The sequence below is a fragment of the Massilia sp. W12 genome (assembly GCF_037300705.1).
Taxonomy (GTDB): Bacteria; Pseudomonadota; Gammaproteobacteria; order Burkholderiales; family Burkholderiaceae_D; genus JACPVY01.
Genome location: NZ_CP147776.1, coordinates 3,469,595 through 3,489,561, shown reverse-complemented (window position 1 = coordinate 3,489,561; position 19,967 = coordinate 3,469,595). Strand labels below are relative to the sequence as shown.

Annotated in this window: 14 protein-coding genes and 1 CRISPR repeat array (1 of these 15 cut by a window edge); of the genes, 8 read left to right on the top strand and 6 right to left on the bottom strand. The window is 60.8% G+C overall.

The features are described from left to right. Window positions 1-211: 211 nt before the first annotated feature. From mdcA to V8J88_RS13945, 8 genes are read left to right on the top strand one after another with little or no spacing between them, the layout of a single operon-like run. Window positions 212-1,858 carry a malonate decarboxylase subunit alpha gene (gene mdcA, locus V8J88_RS13980; RefSeq protein ID WP_338844753.1) on the top strand — a complete coding sequence of 549 codons (1,647 nt, stop codon included), beginning with the start codon at window positions 212-214 and terminating at the stop codon, window positions 1,856-1,858. A 15-nt stretch (window positions 1,859-1,873) separates the two neighbouring features. After that, the gene (gene mdcC, locus V8J88_RS13975; RefSeq protein WP_338844752.1) at window positions 1,874-2,185 is read left to right on the top strand and encodes a malonate decarboxylase acyl carrier protein; all 312 of its coding nucleotides are present in this window, start codon (window positions 1,874-1,876) and stop codon (window positions 2,183-2,185) included. After that, complete coding sequence (locus V8J88_RS13970; protein ID WP_338844751.1) at window positions 2,182-3,087, top strand: biotin-independent malonate decarboxylase subunit beta; 906 nt, start codon at window positions 2,182-2,184, stop codon at window positions 3,085-3,087. The genes mdcC and V8J88_RS13970 overlap by 4 nt, the downstream gene beginning before the upstream one ends. After that, window positions 3,084-3,827, top strand: coding sequence for a biotin-independent malonate decarboxylase subunit gamma (gene mdcE, locus V8J88_RS13965; RefSeq protein ID WP_338844750.1), 744 nt, complete (start codon window positions 3,084-3,086; stop codon window positions 3,825-3,827). Before V8J88_RS13970 ends, mdcE begins: the two co-directional genes overlap by 4 nt. Next, on the top strand, window positions 3,811-4,488 hold the full coding sequence (mdcG, locus tag V8J88_RS13960; protein WP_338844749.1) for a malonate decarboxylase holo-[acyl-carrier-protein] synthase: 678 nt from the start codon (window positions 3,811-3,813) through the stop codon (window positions 4,486-4,488). Before mdcE ends, mdcG begins: the two co-directional genes overlap by 17 nt. Then, window positions 4,476-5,369: a triphosphoribosyl-dephospho-CoA synthase MdcB gene (gene mdcB / locus V8J88_RS13955; protein ID WP_338844748.1), complete on the top strand. Its 894-nt coding sequence runs from the start codon at window positions 4,476-4,478 to the stop codon at window positions 5,367-5,369. The genes mdcG and mdcB overlap by 13 nt, the downstream gene beginning before the upstream one ends. After that, entirely contained in the window at window positions 5,366-6,304 is a 939-nt protein-coding gene (locus V8J88_RS13950) for an acyltransferase domain-containing protein (protein WP_338844747.1), read from the top strand. Before mdcB ends, V8J88_RS13950 begins: the two co-directional genes overlap by 4 nt. Before the next feature lie 12 nt (window positions 6,305-6,316). Further along, window positions 6,317-6,787: an OsmC family protein gene (locus V8J88_RS13945; protein ID WP_338844746.1), complete on the top strand. Its 471-nt coding sequence runs from the start codon at window positions 6,317-6,319 to the stop codon at window positions 6,785-6,787. A 134-nt stretch (window positions 6,788-6,921) separates the two neighbouring features. On the opposite strand, the gene V8J88_RS13940 is transcribed toward V8J88_RS13945, so the two are convergent. The 6 genes from V8J88_RS13940 to V8J88_RS13915 form a co-directional block, all read right to left on the bottom strand. Then, window positions 6,922-10,002: an efflux RND transporter permease subunit gene (locus V8J88_RS13940; RefSeq protein ID WP_338844745.1), complete on the bottom strand. Its 3,081-nt coding sequence runs from the start codon at window positions 10,000-10,002 to the stop codon at window positions 6,922-6,924. After that, window positions 9,999-11,219 carry an efflux RND transporter periplasmic adaptor subunit gene (locus V8J88_RS13935; protein WP_338844744.1) on the bottom strand — a complete coding sequence of 407 codons (1,221 nt, stop codon included), beginning with the start codon at window positions 11,217-11,219 and terminating at the stop codon, window positions 9,999-10,001. The genes V8J88_RS13940 and V8J88_RS13935 overlap by 4 nt, the downstream gene beginning before the upstream one ends. A gap of 99 nt (window positions 11,220-11,318) precedes the next feature. Then, on the bottom strand, window positions 11,319-15,086 hold the full coding sequence (locus tag V8J88_RS13930) for a CHASE domain-containing protein (protein ID WP_338844743.1): 3,768 nt from the start codon (window positions 15,084-15,086) through the stop codon (window positions 11,319-11,321). A gap of 108 nt (window positions 15,087-15,194) precedes the next feature. After that, a complete protein-coding gene (locus tag V8J88_RS13925) occupies window positions 15,195-16,058 on the bottom strand; it encodes a hypothetical protein (protein ID WP_338844742.1) in 864 nt (287 codons plus the stop codon). Window positions 16,059-16,346: 288 nt separating this feature from the next. Continuing rightward, the gene (locus V8J88_RS13920) at window positions 16,347-16,826 is read right to left on the bottom strand and encodes a cache domain-containing protein (RefSeq protein WP_338844740.1); all 480 of its coding nucleotides are present in this window, start codon (window positions 16,824-16,826) and stop codon (window positions 16,347-16,349) included. A gap of 135 nt (window positions 16,827-16,961) precedes the next feature. Further along, on the bottom strand, window positions 16,962-18,374 hold the full coding sequence (locus V8J88_RS13915) for an FAD-linked oxidase C-terminal domain-containing protein (protein WP_338844738.1): 1,413 nt from the start codon (window positions 18,372-18,374) through the stop codon (window positions 16,962-16,964). Window positions 18,375-18,532: 158 nt separating this feature from the next. After that, window positions 18,533-19,967: direct repeats of the CRISPR family, unit length 37 nt; unit sequence GTTTCAATCCTCGCCCGAGCCGAAGCCCGGGCGCTGC; it runs 2,950 nt beyond the window's last position.

The window sequence follows — 19,967 nt, the reverse complement described above, 5'->3', positions numbered from 1 at the left end:
TTTGAGAAGGGGGCGCAAACCATCAGACGGGTGCGATTTTCACAGCCTGCGCTTCGCATTGAATTGCTGCCGCACCGCATGGCGCCTGGCGCAATCATTCCCCTTATCCCGCCTGGACACAATACAGCCCTGCCCGCCCTGCGCGGATTCATGCAATTGCCCGGCAAGGGAAATGCTACACTTGGCGCGGTTCATCATTGCGGGAGGCAGCATGACGCAGCAGCGTATGCATGCGCGCAAGCAAAGACTGGCGCGCGCGGCGCAAGCCGTGAGTTTGCAGGGCACATTATTGAGCGACGCGAAACAATGCAGCGCACTGCTGGCTGCGCTGCTCCAACCGGGCGACCGGGTATGTGTGGAAGGCAATAACCAGAAACAGGCCGACTTTCTGGCCAAAGCGCTGTGCCGGCTCGATCCGCAGCAAGTGCACGGCTTGCATATGCTGCAATCGGTGTTGGCCTTGCCGGAACATCTGGATGTGTTTGAACTGGGCATCGCCAGCCGGGTCGATTTCTCTTTCGCCGGGCCACAGGCGGCGCGGCTGGCGAATATGGTGGCGCAACATAAATTGCAAATCGGCGCCATCCACACCTATCTCGAACTGTTCGCGCGCTACTTCATGGACTTGACGCCGCAAGTCGCGCTGGTGGCGGCGCAGGCCGCCGACCGTCATGGCAATCTCTACACCGGGCCGAATACCGAAGATACCCCGGTGATCGTCGAAGCCACCGCCTTTTCCGGCGGCATTGTGGTGGCGCAAGTCAATCAGGTGCTGGATAGGCTGCCGCGCATCGATATTCCGGCGGATTGGGTTGATTTTGTGGTGCCGGCCCCGCAGCCGCATTACATCGAACCGCTGTTTACGCGCGATCCGGCGCAAATCTCGGAAATCCAGATTCTGATGGCCATGCTGGCCTTGAAAGGCATTTATGCGCGCTATGGCGTGCAGCGCTTAAACCACGGCATCGGCTTTGACACCGCCGCCATTGAATTACTCTTGCCGACCTGGGCCAAAGAGCAGGGCATTACGCCGCATGTGGCGCGGCACTGGGCTTTGAACCCGCACCCGGCCATGATTCCGGCGATTGAAGCTGGTCTGGTTGATTCGATTCACTGTTTCGGCTCGGAATTGGGGATGGAAGAATACATCCGCGCCCGTCCCGATATCTTCTTTGTCGGCCATGACGGCTCGCTGCGCAGCAATCGCGCGCTGTCGCAAATGGCCGGCATGTACGCCTGCGATATGTTCATCGGCTCCACCTTGCAAATTGATTTGCAGGGCAATTCCTCCACCGCCACCCTGGGCCGCATCGCCGGCTTTGGCGGCGCGCCGAATATGGGTTCGGATGCGCGCGGGCGGCGCCACGCCAGCCCGGCCTGGTTGCAAGCCGGAGCCGAGGCGCGCGCCGGGCGCAATCTGATGCCGCGCGGACAAAAACTGGTGGTGCAAATGGTGGAAACTTTTCGCGAGCATATGCAGCCGGCCTTTGTTGAAAAACTCGACGCCTGGAAGGTTGCCGAGCAGGCCGGCATGCCCTTGCCGCCGGTCATGATTTATGGCGAAGATGTGACACACATCCTGACCGAAGAAGGAATTGCGAATCTGCTCATGTGCCGCACCGAAGAAGAGCGCGAACAGGCGATTCGCGGCGTGGCAGGCTTCACCAAGGTCGGCTTGGCGCGCGATAAACGCATGGTGGAAAACCTGCGCGACCGTGGCGTGATTTTGCGCGCCGAAGACCTGGGCATTCGCGCGCGAGAGGCCAGCCGCGATTTGCTGGCGGCGCGCTCGATGAAAGATTTGGTGCGCTGCTCGGGCGGTTTGTATCAGCCGCCGGCGCGTTTCCGTAATTGGTAAAGGCGTGAGGGAGAAATGGAAAAACTCGCATTTGCATTCGGCCCGGGCGCCCGGCAATTGCCGCATTTGCCGCAAATTGTCGGTGTCGCCGGTTCCGGCAATCTGGAAATTCTGCTCGAAGCCGCTGACTTGAACGGCATGTGTGAAATCGAAGTGGCGACCCCGGCGCGCGGCTTTGATGCGATTTGGGACGCGGTGTTGGAAGACTGTTGCCAGCGCTGGCAGCCGGCCAATCTGCGCATCGCCATCAACGATGTCGGCGCCACGCCGGCGGTGGTCAGCCTGCGTCTGGATCAAGCTTTGCAAGCCGCGAGCGGGGAGGCGTGATGCGCAGCTTTCTGGAAGCCACTGCGCGCGAACGCATCGCCGCCTTGTGCGACTGCGGTTCCTGGCGCGAAATTGCGCCGCCCAGTGCGCGCCTGACCAGTCCCCATTTGCCGCAATTGGGCGCGCCGCTGGCGTTTGACGACGGCTGCGTGATCGGCCGCGCCCGCCTTGAGGGACAGAAAATCCTGATCGCCGCACAGGAAGGCGGCTTCATGGGCGGCGCGATTGGCGAGGTGCACGGGGCCAAACTCACCGGCTTGCTGCGCTTAGCCGCGCGCGATAAGCCGCAGGCGGTCTTGCTCTTGCTCGAATCCGGCGGCGTGCGCCTGCATGAAGCGAATGCCGGTTTGCTGGCGGTGGCCGAAGTTTTGCGCGCCTTGCTGGATGCGCGCGCAGCCGGCGTGCCGGTGCTGGTCTTGCTGGGCGGCGCGAATGGTTGCTATGGCGGGGCCGGCATCATCGCACGCTGCGCGAATTGGATCGTGATGTCAGAACAGGCGCGCCTGGCCATGAGCGGGCCGGAAGTGATTGAAAGCGTGCGCGGGGTGGAAGAATTCGATGCGCGCGACCGCGCCCTGGTGTGGCGGGTGGCGGGCGGCAAGCATCGCTATTTGCTGGGCGAAGCCGAGGCTCTGGTGGAAGACGATATGCATGCCTTTCGCGCCGCTGCCTGCGCCGGCTTGGCCAGCAGCGCCAGCGCTGCGCTTGATCTGTCCCGGTTGCAGCGCGAACAGGCGCAATTGCAACAGCGTTTGCAGGATTTTGCGGCTTGCAGCGATCCGGAGCAGATCTGGCGCGCGCTCGGCCTGCAACAAGACAATTTGCGCGAACAAGTGGCTTTGGCGGATGCCGCGCAGATCTGCGCCTGGCGCGCCGCCTTGCCGGCAAGGGAGGGCGTATGAATTGGCAAACCCTGTGCGCGGCCCTGTTTCCAGACGGGCATCAGATCAGCGCGCAAGCTGAGTTTTTGCAGGGAAGCGCGCAAGTCGATGGCCAAACCCTGTATGTGATCGGCACTTGCGAGGGGGCGGAAATCGGCGTTGAACTGGCTTTGCGTCAAGCACAAGCCGTGTTGCAAGTGGTGCAAAACGCGCCGCGCGCGCCGATTTTATTGCTGGTCGATACGGTGGGGCAGCGCCTGCGTCTGCGCGATGAAATGTTAGCCATCAATGGCTATATGGCGCATCTGGCCAAGTGCGTGCAATACGCCCGCGAACAGGGACACCTGGTGTTGGCCCTGGTGTACAGCCAGGCCCTGTCCGGCGGTTTTTTAAGCAGCGGCCTGATGGCGCAAGCCTGCTATGCGCTGCCGGATGTCAGCATCCGCGTGATGGATTTGCAAGCCATGGCGCGCATCACCAAACTGCCGCTGGCCGAGTTGCAAGAATTGGCGCGGCATAATCCGGTGTTTGCGCCGGGGGCCGCGAATTATTGGCAAATGGGCGGCTTGCAAGCGATTTGGTCAGGCGATCTGGCGTCAGCTTTGCGCCAGGCGCTGCAGGCTGGCGACGCGGCGCAAGATTCAGCGCAAGATTCAGCGCAAGATCAGCGCCCGGCCCTGGGCGCGGCGCGCGGCGGACGGCTGATGGCGCAGCAAGTGATTGACTTGATTTTGCAGGATCGTGATGATGCAACGCCATGATTGGCTCTGGCTGCAGCCCGCCGCCTGGCATGGCGTGCTGGCGCAGGCGGCGCAGGCGGGCGCGGATTGGCCCGAGCTGGCTTTATGGCCGCAACAGGCTTGGCCGCTGGTGTGTGCGCGCCAGACCCGGCCTGGCGTCTTGAGCGCCGGCCTCAGTCTGCCGCCGGCCCCTGATGGCGGCAAGCGCCGTCTGTCCCTGCAGCTGGCCCCGGATGCGCTGCTGCGCAGCAGCGCGCCGCCCTTGTTAAGCGAATTGACGCGCAGCCCGGATGCGCCGCCAGCGCTGCAACATTGCGCGCACCGTTTGCATGCCTGGCAGCTGCGGGTGTATGGCGCCCATGCCTGGCAATGGCAAACCGGCTTACCCTATCTGCATGCCGGTTCTGATCTGGATCTTTTGTATTACGCGCGCAGCTTGGATGATTTGCAAGCTGCGCTGCGGCGCTGGCATGCCTGCGCGCAAGATTGTGCGCAACAGGGTTTGCGCCTGGATGGCGAAGTGATTTTGCCGGATGGCGCCGGGCTGGCCTGGCGCGAATGCTGGCAAGCCATGCACAGCGGCGGCCAGGTGTTGCTCAAGCGCTTGCACAGCGTGCAACTGCAAGACTGGGGGCAGGTTTGCGCCCAATTGCCGCGCCAGGATGCCCCATGCGCAGCCTAAACCCGGCCCCATTTACTGCCTCTGCAGAACTGCAAGCGCAATCTCGCGCGCAAGCCTGCGCCGCCCATCTGGCGCGTCTGGCGTTGCGCAGTCTGTATCAGGAACTGGCGCTTTTTCCGAAACCCGGCCTGGTGTCCCTGGTGGATAGCGGCAGCCACAGTGATATGGACGCCAGCAGCTTCTTGCGCAGCCTGTTTGCTATCCGCCACTATTTCCGCGCCATCGCCCTGGCCGGCTGGCGCGGCGCCGCTTTTGCCGAATTGCGCCAGCTTGGCATGCAGGCCGAACACGCCATGCTGCGCGCCACCGGCGGGGTGAACACCCATCGCGGCGCGATTTTCAGTTTGGGCCTTTTGTGCGCCGCCGCCGCCCGGGTGCAGGGACAGGGCCTGGCTATCGATGCGCAGAATTGGCGCGCCGCGTTGCGCCAGCATTGGGGGGGCGACTTGCTGGCGCATCAAAGCCGTCAGTTTGATGATTCACACGGCGCGCGCATGGCGCAACGCTATGCTTGCGGCGGCGCCAGGGCGCAAGCGGCGCAGGCTTTTCCGCTCTTATTTGAATATGCCTTGCCGCTGATGCAAGCCGAATTGCAACAAGGCAGACCTGTGCAAGAGGCGCGTCTGCACACCCTGTTTGCTCTGATCGCCACCCTGCCCGACAGTAATTTACTGTACCGGGGCGGCGTGCCTGGCGCCGCCTTTGCGCGCAATGCAGCGCAAGACTGGTTGCAGGCTGGCGCTTGCCAGGCGCCGGATTGGCAAGCCCGCGCACTGGCCTTGCACCATGCGTTTATCGCCCGTCGCCTGTCCCCCGGCGGAGCGGCGGATATGCTGGCGGCAGCGTGCTTTGCGCACCAGGTTTTGCACGAGGCGGCATGAGCGCGTATGCGATTATCTGTCCCGGACAGGCGAGCCAGAGCGCGCAGATGTTTGCTTTCGCCCTGGCGCATGGTCAGCGCGATTATCTGGACAGCATCTGGCCGGCCAGCTTGCCGCCCTGGTCAGATTTGCTGCACAGCGAAGCCATGTTCGCCAACCGCTATGCGCAGCCGCTGGTGGCCGCCGCCAGTCTGGCGAATTGGCGCGCGCTGCAAGCGGCTTTGCCGCCCGCATGCCAGCATCCTTCTCTGGTGCTGGGGTACAGCCTGGGCGCCTTGAGCAGTTGCGCGCTGGGCGGTTTTTTGCGCGATGCAGATTGCCTGCAACTGGCCATGCAACGCGCCGCGCGCATGGATGCCGCCGCCACTCAGGCGCAGGGGATGCAATCGTTGCGCTTGCCGCAGCAGATCGCCTTGCCGGACTTGTTGCCGGCGGATGCGGGTTGGCGGCTGGCGATTCTCTGCGCGCCCCTGCACCTGATCGTGGCCGGGCCGCTGGCGGCATTGCCGCCGCTGCAAGCGCATTGGCAAGCCCTGGGCGTGAGCGCACGCGCCTTGCCGGTGAGCGTGGCGGCGCACACCGCCTGGCAGCATGAGGCGGCGCGCGCTTTCGCTGCCGATTTGGAACAAGTCGCCTGGCAGGCGGGCGATGCCGACTGGCTGTGCGCCTGGCGCGTGCGCAAGCTGATGCAGGCGCGTGCTGTGCGGGAAAGTCTGGCCGGGCAGATTGAACATTGCCTGGACTGGGCCGGCGCTTTGGCGGTATTGCAGGAAAGCGGCGTGCGCGCGGTGTTGGAGATCGGCCCCGGCGCGCAATTCAGTCAGCCGGTGGACAGTCAGCCAGCGCAGGGTGCGCAATTGAGCGTGCGCGCCCTGTCCCAATTTCAGAGCGCAGCCGGGGCCGCAGCCTGGCTGCAAAAAACGCTTTCACAATGAAAGGAAGTCAATATGGAAGTCAGCGTGGCACTCGAATGGCAGCGTGGTGAGCAGGTTTTCACTGACAATAAATACAGCCGCCGGCATCAATTGCGCTTTGACGGCGGTGCGCAAGTGGCGTATTCCTCCTCGCCGCAACTGGTGCGCGCGCCCTTGTCTGACCCCTCGGCAGTCGATCCGGAAGAATCCTTACTGGCGGCGGTGGCCAGTTGCCACATGCTGTGGTTTTTAGCGCTGGCGGCAAAACAGGGCTTTTGCGTTGACGCCTACCAGGATGCGCCGACGGCGGCCATGAGCAAGAATGAAAAAGGCAAATTATTCGTCTCCCACATCACTTTGCGTCCAGATGTGCAGTTTTCCGGGGGCAAACTGCCGACGCAAGAAGATTTGCAGCACTTGCACCACGCCGCGCATGAGGAATGCAATATCGCCCATTCAGTGCGCGCGGAGGTGGTGTGCGAGGGGACGATGCGCTTTGTGTGAGGCGCGCCTGAAACAAGGCGCATTCCCCCGTGTGCTCAGGGGGAGCGTTTTTTCCGCATCGCCTGGCAAGCTTGCGCAAGGCTGAACAATCCCCCGGCATGGCGCCTCGCTATGCCGGGGAAATAGCTTGGCGCTTATGCTGTTTGCGCCAGCTTGCTCAGATCAAGCGGGCCTTTGCCGGAAAATTTATCCAGATACAGATAAATCACCGGCGTGATAAACAGTGTCACCACTTGCGACAGCAGCAAACCGCCGACTACGGTGAGGCCGAGCGGCTGGCGCAGTTCGGCCCCGGCGCCCCAGCCAAATGCCAGAGGCAGGGCGCCCATGGCCGCCGCCAGCGTGGTCATCATGATCGGGCGGAAGCGCAGTATGCAGGCTTCGCGGATCGCCTGCGCCGGCGCCATGCCCTGCTCACGCTGCGCGTGCAAGGCGAAGTCAATCATCATGATGGCGTTTTTCTTGACGATGCCGATTAACATCAAAATGCCAATCGTGGCGATGATGGTTAAATCCATGCCGAACAGTTTCAGCGTCAGCAGTGCGCCCAGCGCGGCGGAGGGCAGGCCGGCTAAAATCGTCAGCGGGTGGATATAGCTTTCATACAGCACCCCCAGCATCACATAAATCACCAGCAGCGCGGCGATGATCAGCATCATTTGCGAGGATTGCGAATCCTGGAAGACCGCCGCATCGCCGCCATATTTGGTGATGATGGACGCGGGCAGTTTGATTTCCTGCCCGATTTTGCTGATTTTTGCCGTCGCCACTCCCAGCGGCACATCCGGGGCCAGGTTGAAAGCGATGGTGATGGCCGGCAACTGGCCCTGGTGGTTGACCACGGTCGGGCCGACCGTGCGTTCTACCGTGGTGAAGGCCGAGAGCTGCACCAGATTGCCGTTTTTCGCGCGCACCGTCAGCTTGCCCAGACTGGATTCAAACTGGCGCTCTTCTTCCACCGCCTCCATGATCACCGCATAACTGGCCGCCGGGGTGTAGATGGTGGACACCTGGCGTTCGCCATGCGCGGCATACAGCGCAGTGCGGATGTCATTCATCGCCACGCCGAGCGCAGCCGCTTTTTCACGGTCGATTTTGATGCTGGCTTGCAAGCCTTTTTGCTGTGCGTCGCTGGTGACATCGCGAAACACCGGGTCGGCGCGCATTTTTTCCTGGAAGCGGTTGGCCCAGTCGCTCAAGGCGTCAGAACTCACGCTTTGCAGGGTGTATTGATAGCGGCTTTTACTCGGGCGGCCGCCGATTTGCAGATTTTGCACCGGACGGAAATACAAGGTGATGCCTGGCACGCTTCTGGCCTGCTTGCGCAAACCATCCAGCACTTCCGCCATTTTCGGGCGTTCGCTCTTGGGTTTTAACACCAGGAACATGCGCCCATTGTTGCCGCCGGTGGTAAATGAGGTGATGTGCACCAAATGCGGATTTTTCAAAAACAGCGCCGCCACCTGATCTTGCATGGCTTGCATGGCGGCGGAGGAGGTGTCTTCCGCTGCTTCAGTGCTGACTTGGATCTGGCCGATATCCTCTTCCGGGAAGAAACCTTTCGGAATGGTGATGTAGAGCCAGATGCTGCCGCCCAGGGTGGCGCAGGCGACAGCCAAAATAAACAGGCGATGCGCCAGCGACCAATCCAGCGCGCGCGTGTAGCCGCGCTGCATCCAGAGGAAAAACGCTTCAAACCAGCGCGCCAGGCCGCGCAATGATTGATGCTGCGCGTCGTTAGCGCGCAGCAGGCGCGAAGCCAGCATCGGCACCAGAGTCAGGGACACCACTGCGGAGACCAGAATCGATAAACCGACCACCACCGCAAACTCATGCAGCAGCAGGCCGATCACGCCCGGCATGAAAAAGATCGGGATGAACACCGCCACCAGCGAGAGCGAAATGGAAACAATGGTAAAGCCCATTTCCTGCGCGCCGATGAGTGCGGCGGCCATCGGTTTTTTCCCCAGCTCGATATGGCGCACAATGTTTTCCAGCACCACGATGGCGTCATCCACCACCAGCCCGACTGCCAGCGTGATCCCGAGCAGGGATACATTGTCGAGGCTGTAGCCCATCCAATACAGCAGCGTCAGCGCGCCCAGCAGTGAAATCGGCATGGTGATGGCGGGGATGAAGGTGGCGGTGAGGCGGTGCAGGAATAAAAAGATCACCAGCACCACCAGCGCCACTGTCAAGCCCAGGGTCAGATTGACATCGTGAATTGATTCGCGGATCGACAGCGAGCGGTCATTCACCAGGGTGATTTTGACCGAGGACGGAACTTGCTCCTGAAAGCGCGGCATCATTTTTTTGATCGCGTCCACCACCTGCACCGTGTTGGCGTTGGGTTGGCGCAGCACCGCCAGCGTGACGGAGCGTTCGCCCCGGTAGCTGCCGTAGGCGCGGATGCCGAGGTTGGAGTCTTCCACCGTGGCGATTTCCGACAGGCGCACCGGCTGGCCATTGCGCTGGGCGATCACAAGCGGGGCGAAATCGGCGGCTTTCATCAAGGCCCCGCTGGCTTGAATGGTCAGGATTTGTTGCGGCCCTTCCAGCACGCCCAGAGGCGAGTTGGGATTGGCGTTGCGGATCGCCTGCGCCACTTCATCCAGGCTTAAATTGCGCGCCGCTAACAGATCCGGCTTGACCCGCACCCGCACCGCATAGCGTTTGGCGCCGAACACCAGCACCTGCGCCACCCCATTGATGCTGGAGAGGCTGGGGCCGATCAGGTTTTCTGCGAAATCGGTGATTTCCGGCAGGCTCATGGAGGGCGAATTCATGGCCATGAATAAAATCGGCGCATCCGCCGGATTCACTTTGCGGTAGGAAGGCAGGTCGGTCATTTCCGCCGGCAGCGAGCGTTGCGCGCGCAGCAGCGCGGCTTGCACATCGACGGCGGCGGCGTTGACATCGATGCTGGGGTCAAATTCGAGTGTGAGCGAAGTCTGGCCCAGGGTCGAAGAGGAGGTGATCAGATTCAAGCCGCCGATGGTGGAAAATTGCTTTTCCAGCGGCAGCGCGACGGAAGACGCCATGGTTTCCGGGCTGGCCCCGGGCAGGTCGGCGTTGACATTGATCACCGGCGTGTTGTAGCTGGGCAGTGCGGCCACCGGGATCTGCATATACGCCATCACCCCGGCCACAATCAGGGACAGGGATAACAGCACCACCATGACCGGGCGGCTGATGCTTAAAGCGGAAAGATTCATGCGCCACCTTTGCCGGCCACTGCGCTTTTCTCATCGCTGCGCGTCACGGCGGAAGGCAGTTCTTTGATTTTGCCGCCGGGGCGCAGATTCTGTTTGCCTTCGACCACCACTTTTTCATTGCCGCTCAAGCCTTCCAGCACGGCCATTTGTCCAAAGCTGTAGAGCAATTTGACCGGTTGCAGTTTCACGCTTTGATCGGCTTCCACGGTGTACACCGCACGTCCCTTGGCGTTGATCACCACCGCCGCCAGCGGCGCCACCACTGCATTTTTGAGCGTATCCACCGTCAGTCTGGCTTGTACGGTTTGTCCCGGCCACAAGCTTTGCTGCGGATTGGCAAAGCGCGCTTTGACGCGGATATTGCCGCTGGCGCCATCCACGCTGTTATCGATGAAGTGCAATTTGCCGCGCAGCGGCGGCGCGCCGTTTGGCAAAACCTCAACCTGGGCCAGGCCGGCTTTATGCGCCGCCAGCAATTCGCGCAGGCGCGATTCGGGCGCGCTAAAGCTGATGTCGATCGGGTCTAAGCGGGTCAGTTGCAGCAGGCTCAGACCGGGTTGCGCCAGGCTGCCGGGATAGACATTGATGGCGCCGATGCGGCCATCCATGGGGGCGCGGATCTGGCTGTAGTCCAGCGCCACGCGCGCGCTTTTGACGGCGGCTTGCGCCAGCTTGATGCTGGCTTGTTGCGCCGCCACCTGCGTCGCCAGATTATCCGCCGCGCCGCGCGAGACAAAATTTTGCGCCAGCAATTCCTGGTTGCGCTTGGCTTGGCGCTGCAAGTCTTCCAATTGCGCTTGATCTTTTTGCAATTGCGCAAGATTGCGTTCCAGGGCGGCTTGCTCGCTGCGCGCATCGAGGCTGAACAGCAGCTGCCCGGCTTTCACCATTTGCCCTTCCTGCACATGTACGGCGCTGATGACGGCGCTGATTTGCGCCCGCACATCGACATTCGCCACCGGCGCCACCGTGGCCTGGGTTTCCAGCACCACCGGCACATCCTGGCGCTGCACCCGGGTGACAGAGACGTTGACCGGCGGCGCATTGGGCGCGGCGGCGCCCGGCCCGGCTGGGGCTTTGGCGCTGGCGGGCGTGGCAGAGCTGGAGGCGGGCGCCGGGGTGGCGGCGCTGGCCGGCGGTGCGGCGCACAACAGCAGGCTGGCGCTGTACAGCATGGCGCGCGGCAGGCTGGCTTGCAGTCGAAACTTTGTTTTCATAGCCGTTTAAAGTCAGTGCAACAGAGGAGCGAGGATGACAGGGCGCCGGCGCCAAAGTTCCGCCTGACATGTTGCGCAGCGGCATCTGATGGCATTGTTTTATAGCGCTGTGTCATGCAGGGCACGGTTTTGTTCCTTTTCCTGCAAATAAAGCAACATCATGTTTTTCACCAATTGCAGCATTCTTTTCAATTCCTGCAGGCTGGCCGCGCTGCGCCCGCTTTCATCGAGTGCGCATTCGCATTCGCGGCATAGTTGCGCCAAGGCTTGCGCGCCCATCGCGGCGGCTTCACTGCGCAGGCTGTGCAGCAGGCGGTGCGCTTCGGCCAGATCGCGGGTGGCGATGGCGCGTTCGAGCGCGCTCATTTGCACATCGGCGGAATCAAAAAACAGCAGGACAAATTTGCGGATGCGGCTGGGGTCGTCGCCGATCAAATCGGTCAAGGGCGTCCAATCTATCTGCATGGTCTCGCGCACGCTGTTTTGACCGGCTTCCGGGCCGAGCATGGCAATGATGGTGGCGTACAGCAGGGACGGTTGAATCGGCTTGCTGATGAAATCTTGCATGCCGGCTTCCTGGCACAGCTGGCGGTCATGCGCGCTGGCGTTCGCAGTCATGGCGATCACCGGCAAATCCTGCCAGCGCGCTTGGGCGCGCAGCGCGCGGGTGGCGCTGACGCCATCCATGCCCGGCATTTGCAAATCCATCAGGATGCAATCAAATTCAAACTGCTCCAGCAATTGCAGCACTTGCAGGCCGTCTTCCGCCACCATCACTTCAACTCCGGCCTTTTGCAGCAGCTCGCAAGCCACTTGCTGATTCAAGGGACTGTCCTCGGCCAGCAGGACGCGCCGGCCCTGCAGGCGCGCGCGCGCCTGCTCCAGGGTTTCTTGCACATCCGGGTGGGGGCGCTTGGATTGCGCCGCCTGCCAATGGCGCGCCAGCGGCAGGTGAAAATGAAAGCGTGAGCCTTGTCCCGGCCGGCTTTCGACGGCGATGCTGCCGCCCATCAATTCCACCAGCTGGCGCGAGATCGCCAGGCCCAGGCCGGTGCCGCCATATTTGCGGCTGGAGGCGCTTTCTGCTTGCTGGAAAGGCTGGAACAGGCGCGCCATCTGTTCTGCGCTCATGCCGATGCCGCTGTCGCGCACTGAAAAATGCAGGCCGCCATCCGCCGCCGCTTCAATGTGCACGCTGATCTGTCCTGCTTGCGTGAATTTGAGGGCGTTGCCGGTCAGATTGATCAGCACCTGGGACAGGCGCAAGGGATCGCCCAGATACCAGCCGTCAGCGTTGGCGCCGATTTGCAATTGGAAGCGCAAGCCCTTGGCCAGAATGCGCTGTTCCAGCAAGTCGCGCAGTTTGCCGCTGACTTCGGAGATGTGGAATGGTATGTGTTCAATTTCCAGCATGCCGGCTTCGATTTTGGATAAATCCAGCACATCGTCAATCAAGCCCAGCAGATGTTGTCCGGAGAGGTGGATTTTTTCCAGATAATCGCGCTGCCGCGCATCCAGTCCGGTCGCCAGCGCCAGATAAGTCATACCCAGAATGCTGTTCATCGGGGTGCGGATTTCATGGCTCATATTCGACAGGAAGGCGCTCTTGGCGCGATTTGCGCTGTCGGCTTTTTCGCGCGCCTGTTCCAGTTCCTGCTGGATATGTTTGATCTGGTCGATATCGGTGAAGCTGGCGATGATGCAATCGCGTTTTTGATACCTGCTGCGCACCATGCTCAGCAAGGCCCAGAAGGGTTGCCCGTTGCAGCGCTGCAATTGCATTTCAATATCATTGGCAAAACCCTGCTGGCGCACACTGTTTAAAATCGGGCCGAGCGCGGCGCTATCGGCAAAACAGGCGCGCAGATTGCGCTGACTCAACTCTTGCCCGCAATCGCCGAAAATTTGATTCGCGCGTTGATTGGCGTAGATGATGTGCGCATCGTCAATCCCGGCCACCAGCATCGGCAGCGGCGCATGTTCAATAATCGCGCGGTGCATGGCTTCGCTGGCGATCAAATCCTGTTGCGCTTGCTTGCGCTCGGCGATATCGCGCGCCACCATCACCCAGTGCGTGAGCTGGCCGCGTTTGTCGCATAAAGGGGTCAGCTCAACCTCGACCCACAGCGCATGCCCGTCTTTGCGGTAAATCATGATTTCGCTGCGGATCGGTTGGGCTTTGCGGGTGGCGCGCGCAATTCTGGACAGCTCTTCCGGCGAAGTTTGCGGCCCGCGCAGGATTTCACTGCTGCAGCCGATGATTTGTTCGCGCAAGTAGCCGGTCTTTTGCACAAAAGCGTGATTCACGAAAATAATGCGCGGCCATTCGCTATTGGCTTGCGGCTCGCTGATGAGCACCATTTCATTCAGATTCGCAATACAGGTTTCCAGCAATTGCGACCATTGTTCCGCGCGCCATTTTTCGGTGATGTCCAGGGCCAGACCGATCATGTACAGGGCCTGTCCGGTCTCATCAAACACCGGTTTTTTATAGGTGTGCACCAAACGGTTTTGACGCAAGGTGGCGTTATACACTTCCTCATCGAATTCCTGCAGCCGGCCCTGTTCAAACACCATGCGGTCTTTGCGCAAAAAGTCTTTCATCTGCTCTACCGGAAACATCTGGCTGCCGTCATTGCCCAGCAGCGCCTGGGCCGGCATGCCCCATTGCGCTTCACAGGCGCGGTTGAGTAACAGCAGGCGGCTTTGCGGATCTTTGATGAACAGCGCAATCGGCAGCATATCAATGATTTCCTGCAGCCTTTTTTCGCTGTTTTTCAAGCCGGCTTCGATTTCCCGCCGCACCTGCAATTCCTGTTTCAAGCGCAGCGTGGCCAAGCGCGCCCGGGTCTGGCCGCGCACCAGCAGCATAGTGGTCAGCCACATCATGCCGGAAATCGCGATGCCGGCGTATAAAACCGTATCGCTGTTGCTGTGGTCGAGTTGCTGCATGAAGGCCGGGGTGGCGTGGGCTTGCAGTTGCCAGTTATGCCCGGCTAATTGCAATTTTTGGCTGCGTTTGAATGCCTGTGGCATACGCATTGCGCCGTTCTGGCTGTCATACATCAGGCGCGGGTTGTTTTGCTCTCCATCGTAAATGCGCAGGGCCAGTGCATTATCGCCATCGCCCAGTGCGCTTTGCATAAAGCTTTCCATGTGGAAGAAGGCTTCGACCCAGCCGCTGAGGGCGGCGCGGCGGCTGGCGCTGTCATCGCTGCGCATGTTTTTATGGTACAGCGGCAGATTCAACATAAAGCCGGTTTCGCCGGCCCGCTCGTGCAGTGTGATTGAGGCTGACATCACGGCTTCGCCGCTGTCGCGCGCTTGCATGCGGGCGGCGGCGAAAGCGGGCAGGGTCAGACTGTCCAGTCCGGGCGGAGGGGCGTCGCCGCCTTTGACCGGGTGCACGTACACCGCCGGCGCATAAGCCGGGCGCTCGCCGGGCGGCATGATGCGATAGCCGGGCAGGCTCTGGCGCATCTGCGCTTCGTGCGCGGCGCGCGCTGACTGTGGTAAATATTGCACATAGTTAATGCTTTGCACGCCCGGATAGCGTTTGGCCAATTCCAGTTTGGCGATATACGTGGAAAACTGGCGCTGATCCACATCCTGTTGCGCAAACAGCGCTTGCACCCCGCGCAGCAGATCTTCATAGGTTTGGCTGCGCTTGTTGATATTTTCGGCCAGTGCGGCGACTTGCATATCAAAGCGGTGGTGCAGGGAAGTGACGGCTTCATTGCGTTCAATGCGCCAGGCCAGCCAGGTCAGGCCAAGCGCCAACGCCAGCACAAGCCAGGGCGTCAACAGCAAAGGCAGGCGTCTGCCAAGCGGCAGGCGGGGCGTGGTGGCGGGGCTGGCGATTTCCATTTCTCCCTTTGGCTTGCGGACTTTTCAAGCCATTCTAAGCGGGAATGCGCAAGAAAAGGGGGAGATTATGCAAAAACCCTGCTCTTTGCCGCGCCATGCGCGCGCGGCTCACTGATTGCTCTGGTGGTAATTCGGGAAGAATTCGCGCAGCAGAAATTGCTGTAATTGCGCGCTGTCCGCAGGCCGCGCAGAGAGTGTGATGGCGCGCCCGAGACGCTGTGATTCCCAGGTGAAGTCGCCATCTTTATACTTGCGGATGACTTCTATCATTTTTTTGACGATCGCCAGCTCAATATCAGGCTCATTTCCGCGCTCCACCTGATACAGCTGCGGCCACATGCGGCGCATGGTGCTGTTCCAGCCACGGAACACGAATTCGGCGCTTTGATAAGTTTGGTTGCGGATCTGAAAGACGCCGCCGGTGTCTTCTTTATCGCGTCCGGCATTGCGCTGCAATTGCGCCAGATTGGCGTAAGCGGTTTGCAGGCGGCGCTGATTTTCATCTTCCAGCGCGGCCGGCGGCGGCGCGCTTTCGGCTGGCGCCTGCTGCTGGCGCCGTTTGCGCGCAGCTTCCACACGCGCCATCATGTCTTCTTCCTGCGGCTGGGTGATGGCGGCAGGGTTGGGCGGCAGCGAGGGCAGCGGCGATGGCGCAGCCGGCGCAATTTCCTCCTGTGGTTTGCGGGGGGCGGGGCGGGCTTGCAAGACGGGCGGGCGCGGCGCGGCTTGTGGCGGGGGCGGCGGCGGTGCGGGTGGTTCAGGCTTGCCCTGTTGCGGGAAAAACAGGGTGGTGATGCTTTGCTCACCCTTGACTTTGACTTTTTCTATCAGCCGGGTGTGGCTCAGCAAACCCAGCAAGACCACGGCATGGAAGACAGCGGCCAGCATGAGTATGCTCCAGGCGCGCCGCTGGCGCGGTTTGTGCCATTCTGCCACCTGGAAAACCATCTGATCTGCAGTCAAACTTGTCATGCCATTCCGATTGTTCTGTGAAGCGCCGGCAGATCTGACGCCGGCTTTTGCAGCGCAGATTGTATGTCAATCGCAGCACAGGCGCATGCTTTGGCCGGTTTTTTCTGGAAAAAAAGAGCGCGGGCTTGCTTGATGTCAGAAATTTAAAACTTGTGTCGCCAACTTGTTGCGAGTTGTAAAAGGAGAACAGGAGTTCAGCACAGGCGCGCAATATGAATGCGCAGGTTCCTCTCTTTTTTCAGTTGTGTATGCCGCCAGTTGCGAGCCTGGCGGCTTTTTTTTCGCGCATCAGCCGGGCAGGCTGATGCCGGCGCCCAGGCATTCTTCCTTGCCCGGAATACGTATCGTGAAGGAACGTTTTTTCATCAGCGCCTTGGTTTCCGGGTGCGGCCAGACATAATCCACATGGCCATCGCCCTTGGCCTTGCATTGCTCCACCATCAGCTTGATGAATTCGACCCCGTTTTGGTCTTTCAGATTGATCATGCTTTTGCCGCGCAATTTCGGATTTTTGCCATGGCAGGGCGATACGCCGTCGTAAGTCAAAGTGAATAGATATAAATCCCCTTGATTGATCTCACTTTTTGCATTGAAGGGGCCGTCGAGCCGGTTGCATTCCTCCAGCCCTTTTTCATAGCCATGTTGCTGATAGTACTCGACTGCTTTTTCGAGCATTTTCCTGGCGTCCGCCTCATTGCTGGCCGCCTGCGCCTGGGTACCGGAAAAAAGCAGCGCCAGCAAGAGTTGTGAAAAGATACTGCGTGACATGATGTGCCTCCAAAGTCATTACCTCTCTGTTTTTATTATATGGAGAGGGATTTCTTTGGGGAAATTATTTGTGACTATTGCAATTTCCAGGGAAATTTGCATGTCCCGCAAGTAAATCCTCCATTTGGGGGAGTCTCAAGCGGGCGGCAACATTTTTCCGGGATTCATAATATTGTGCGGATCGAGGCTGTGTTTAATGCTGCGCATGATGTCCAGCGCCACCGCGCCATGTTGCGCTTGCATGAAGCGGATCTTGTGCAAGCCTATGCCATGCTCGCCGCTGCAGGCGCCGCCGGCGGCCAGCGCGCGTTGCACGATGTTTTCATTCAAACTTTCCGCCAGCGCGAGTTCGTGCGGATTAGCTTCATCAATTAACAGCAGAAGGTGGAAATTGCCATCGCCGACATGTCCCAAAATGGCGAACGGCAGGCCGGCGGCCAGACAGTCGGCTTCACTTTGGCAAATAATCTGCGCTAACTGTGACAGCGGGACGCAGGCGTCGGTGGTGATGGCGCGTGCGCCGGGACGCATCTGCAACAGCGAAAAATAGGCTTGATGGCGCGCCGCCCACAGCCGGTTGCGCTGCGCCAGATCATAGCCGGCTTCAAAGTGGCTGCAGTCCTGAGCTGCGCACAGCTGGCGCAGCGTATCGACCTGTTCTTGCAAGCTGGCCGGGCTGCCGTGCAACTCCATAATCAGCATGGCCTGTTCCGGCAAGCCCAGCCCGGCATGCCGGTTGACGGCTTGCACGCTTTGGCGGTCAAGAAATTCGATGCGCGCCAGTTGCAAGCCGCAGGCCAGGGCGTTGGCCACGGTTTCCACCGCGCTCTTGGTGTCGGCGTAGGACGCCAGCGCCACCGCCAGCGCCTCCGGTTGCGGCCACAGCTTGACGCTGATTTCGCTGATCACGCCCAGCGTGCCTTCGCTGCCGATCAGCAAATGGCTCAGGTCATAGCCGGTTGAGGCTTTGCGCGCCAGACAGCCGCAGCGCATGATGCGCCCATCCGCCAGCACAGCTTCCAGCGCCAGCACATTTTCCCGCATCGCGCCATAACGCACCGTGGTGGTGCCGGAGGCGCGTGTGGCGCACATGCCGCCCAGGCTGGCGTCGGCCCCTGGATCGACCGGGAAAAACAAGCCGGTATCCCGCAGCGCCTCATTCAATTGCTTGCGCGTCACGCCTGGCTGCACCGTGGCGCAAAAATCCCCGGCATGAATCGCGAGGATCTGGTTCATATCCGACAGATCCAGCGCCACGCCGCCTTGCAGCGCCAGAATATGGCCTTCAATCGAACTGCCGGCTCCGCGCGCCACGACCGGCACATGATATTGATGGCATAAGGCGAGCAGGGCGCTGATGTCTTCTTTATTGCGCGCCTTGAGCACCGCTTGCGGCGGCATCACGCCTATGCGCGATTCGTCGTGCGCATATTGGGCGCAGGCGCTGGCGCTAAAGCGGATGGCCTCGCCAAAACAGGTTTGCGCCTGCAGGCGGAAATCAGTTGGCAAGCTGGCGTGACGCAGTTGCTGGGAGTAGCTGTTGGACATGGTGTGAAAAAGAATAGACGCCAGCCGCCATGATAATCCCGGGCGGCGGCAGTTGCCGCGATCTGGCTGAAAAAGTCTCTATTCAGCCCTGGCGCCGCCAATCCGGCCTGATATGCGAAGTGGGGCGCAGTTCCGTTTTACAGCGTTTGCCGCAGCACGTTTGCTCATCCAGCAGCACCGAAGCACGGGCGCTGCCGCCGACACCCCGATCCTGCCGAGCGACAGTAAAGGGTTTCAATCCTCGCCCGAGCCGATGCCCGGGCGCTGCCCTGCGTGGCGCGCAGCTGCAAATTGTATGGTTTGTTTCAATCCTCGCCCGAGCCGAAGCCCGGGCGCTGCGACGGCGGATTATATACAGCGCCAGTGTATTTATCGGTTTCAATCCTCGCCCGAGCCGAAGCCCGGGCGCTGCCTGGCAGGCGGCCTTGATCAACTGGCAAATCAGGCGTTTCAATCCTCGCCCGAGCCGAAGCCCGGGCGCTGCGGCGTCAGCATGGAGGCACCTATTTTTACGCTGTCCACGTTTCAATCCTCGCCCAAGCCGAAGCCCGGGCGCTGCAACGCACTGGAACCCGAATACGGAGGCCCGGAGACGTTTCAATCCTCGCCCGAGCCGAAGCCCGGGCGCTGCTTGAGGCAAATGGCGGCGAAAAGCTCAACTGATGTTTCAATCCTCGCCCGAACCGAAGCCCGGGCGCTGCCGTCCAAAGAAATCACACAGCGCACTCGACATCTGTTTCAATCCTCGCCCGAGCCGAAGCCCGGGCACTGCAACAATGATAGGCGCATTCCGCAAGTATGCCGCTGTTTCAATCCTCGCCCGAGCCGAAGCCCGGGCGCTGCCATGACGTTCGACCAAGCATCAGAGAGGTCGCTGTTTCAATCCTCGCCCGAGCCGAAGCCCGGGCGCTGCCACCGATACCGCCGAGTAAGCCTTGTTGATTGTGTTTCAATCCTCGCCCGAGTCGAAGCCCGGGCGCTGCCCGCCGCCGGCTGCCCCACCTGTGAATGTCACGAGTTTCAATCCTCGCCCGAGCCGAAGCCCGGGCGCTGCAGCGCATCCAGGCCGCGCCCGCACTTGTCTTTGTCGTTTCAATCCTCGCCCGAGCCGAAGCCCGGGCGCTGCGTATCTGCGACAACCATAATATGCGGAATATCCTGTTTCAATCCTCGCCCGAGCCGAAGCCCGGGCGCTGCCGCAGGGCATGGCGCAATTGAAAAAAGCTCTTGCTGTTTCAATCCTCGCCCGAGCCGAAGCCCGGGCGCTGCTGGTGGCGCACTTGGTCGAGAAATATGCAGACTACGTTTCAATCCTCGCCCGAGCCGAAGCCCGGGCGCTGCCACAGCCGCGCAAGCGGTTCTCATAACGAAACACTGTTTCAATCCTCGCCCGAGCCGAAGCCCGGGCGCTGCATCAGGTCTCAGTTTTTCGCCTTGACGGAAACATAGTTTCAATCCTCGCCCGAGCCGAAGCCCGGGCGCTGCCTCAGGCGGCTGACATCCGCGCCTGATGCAGACGTGTTTCAATCCTCGCCCGAGCCGAAGCCCGGGCGCTGCTCGTTTTTCACCCTCTTTATTGTCGGTTTTTTTGTT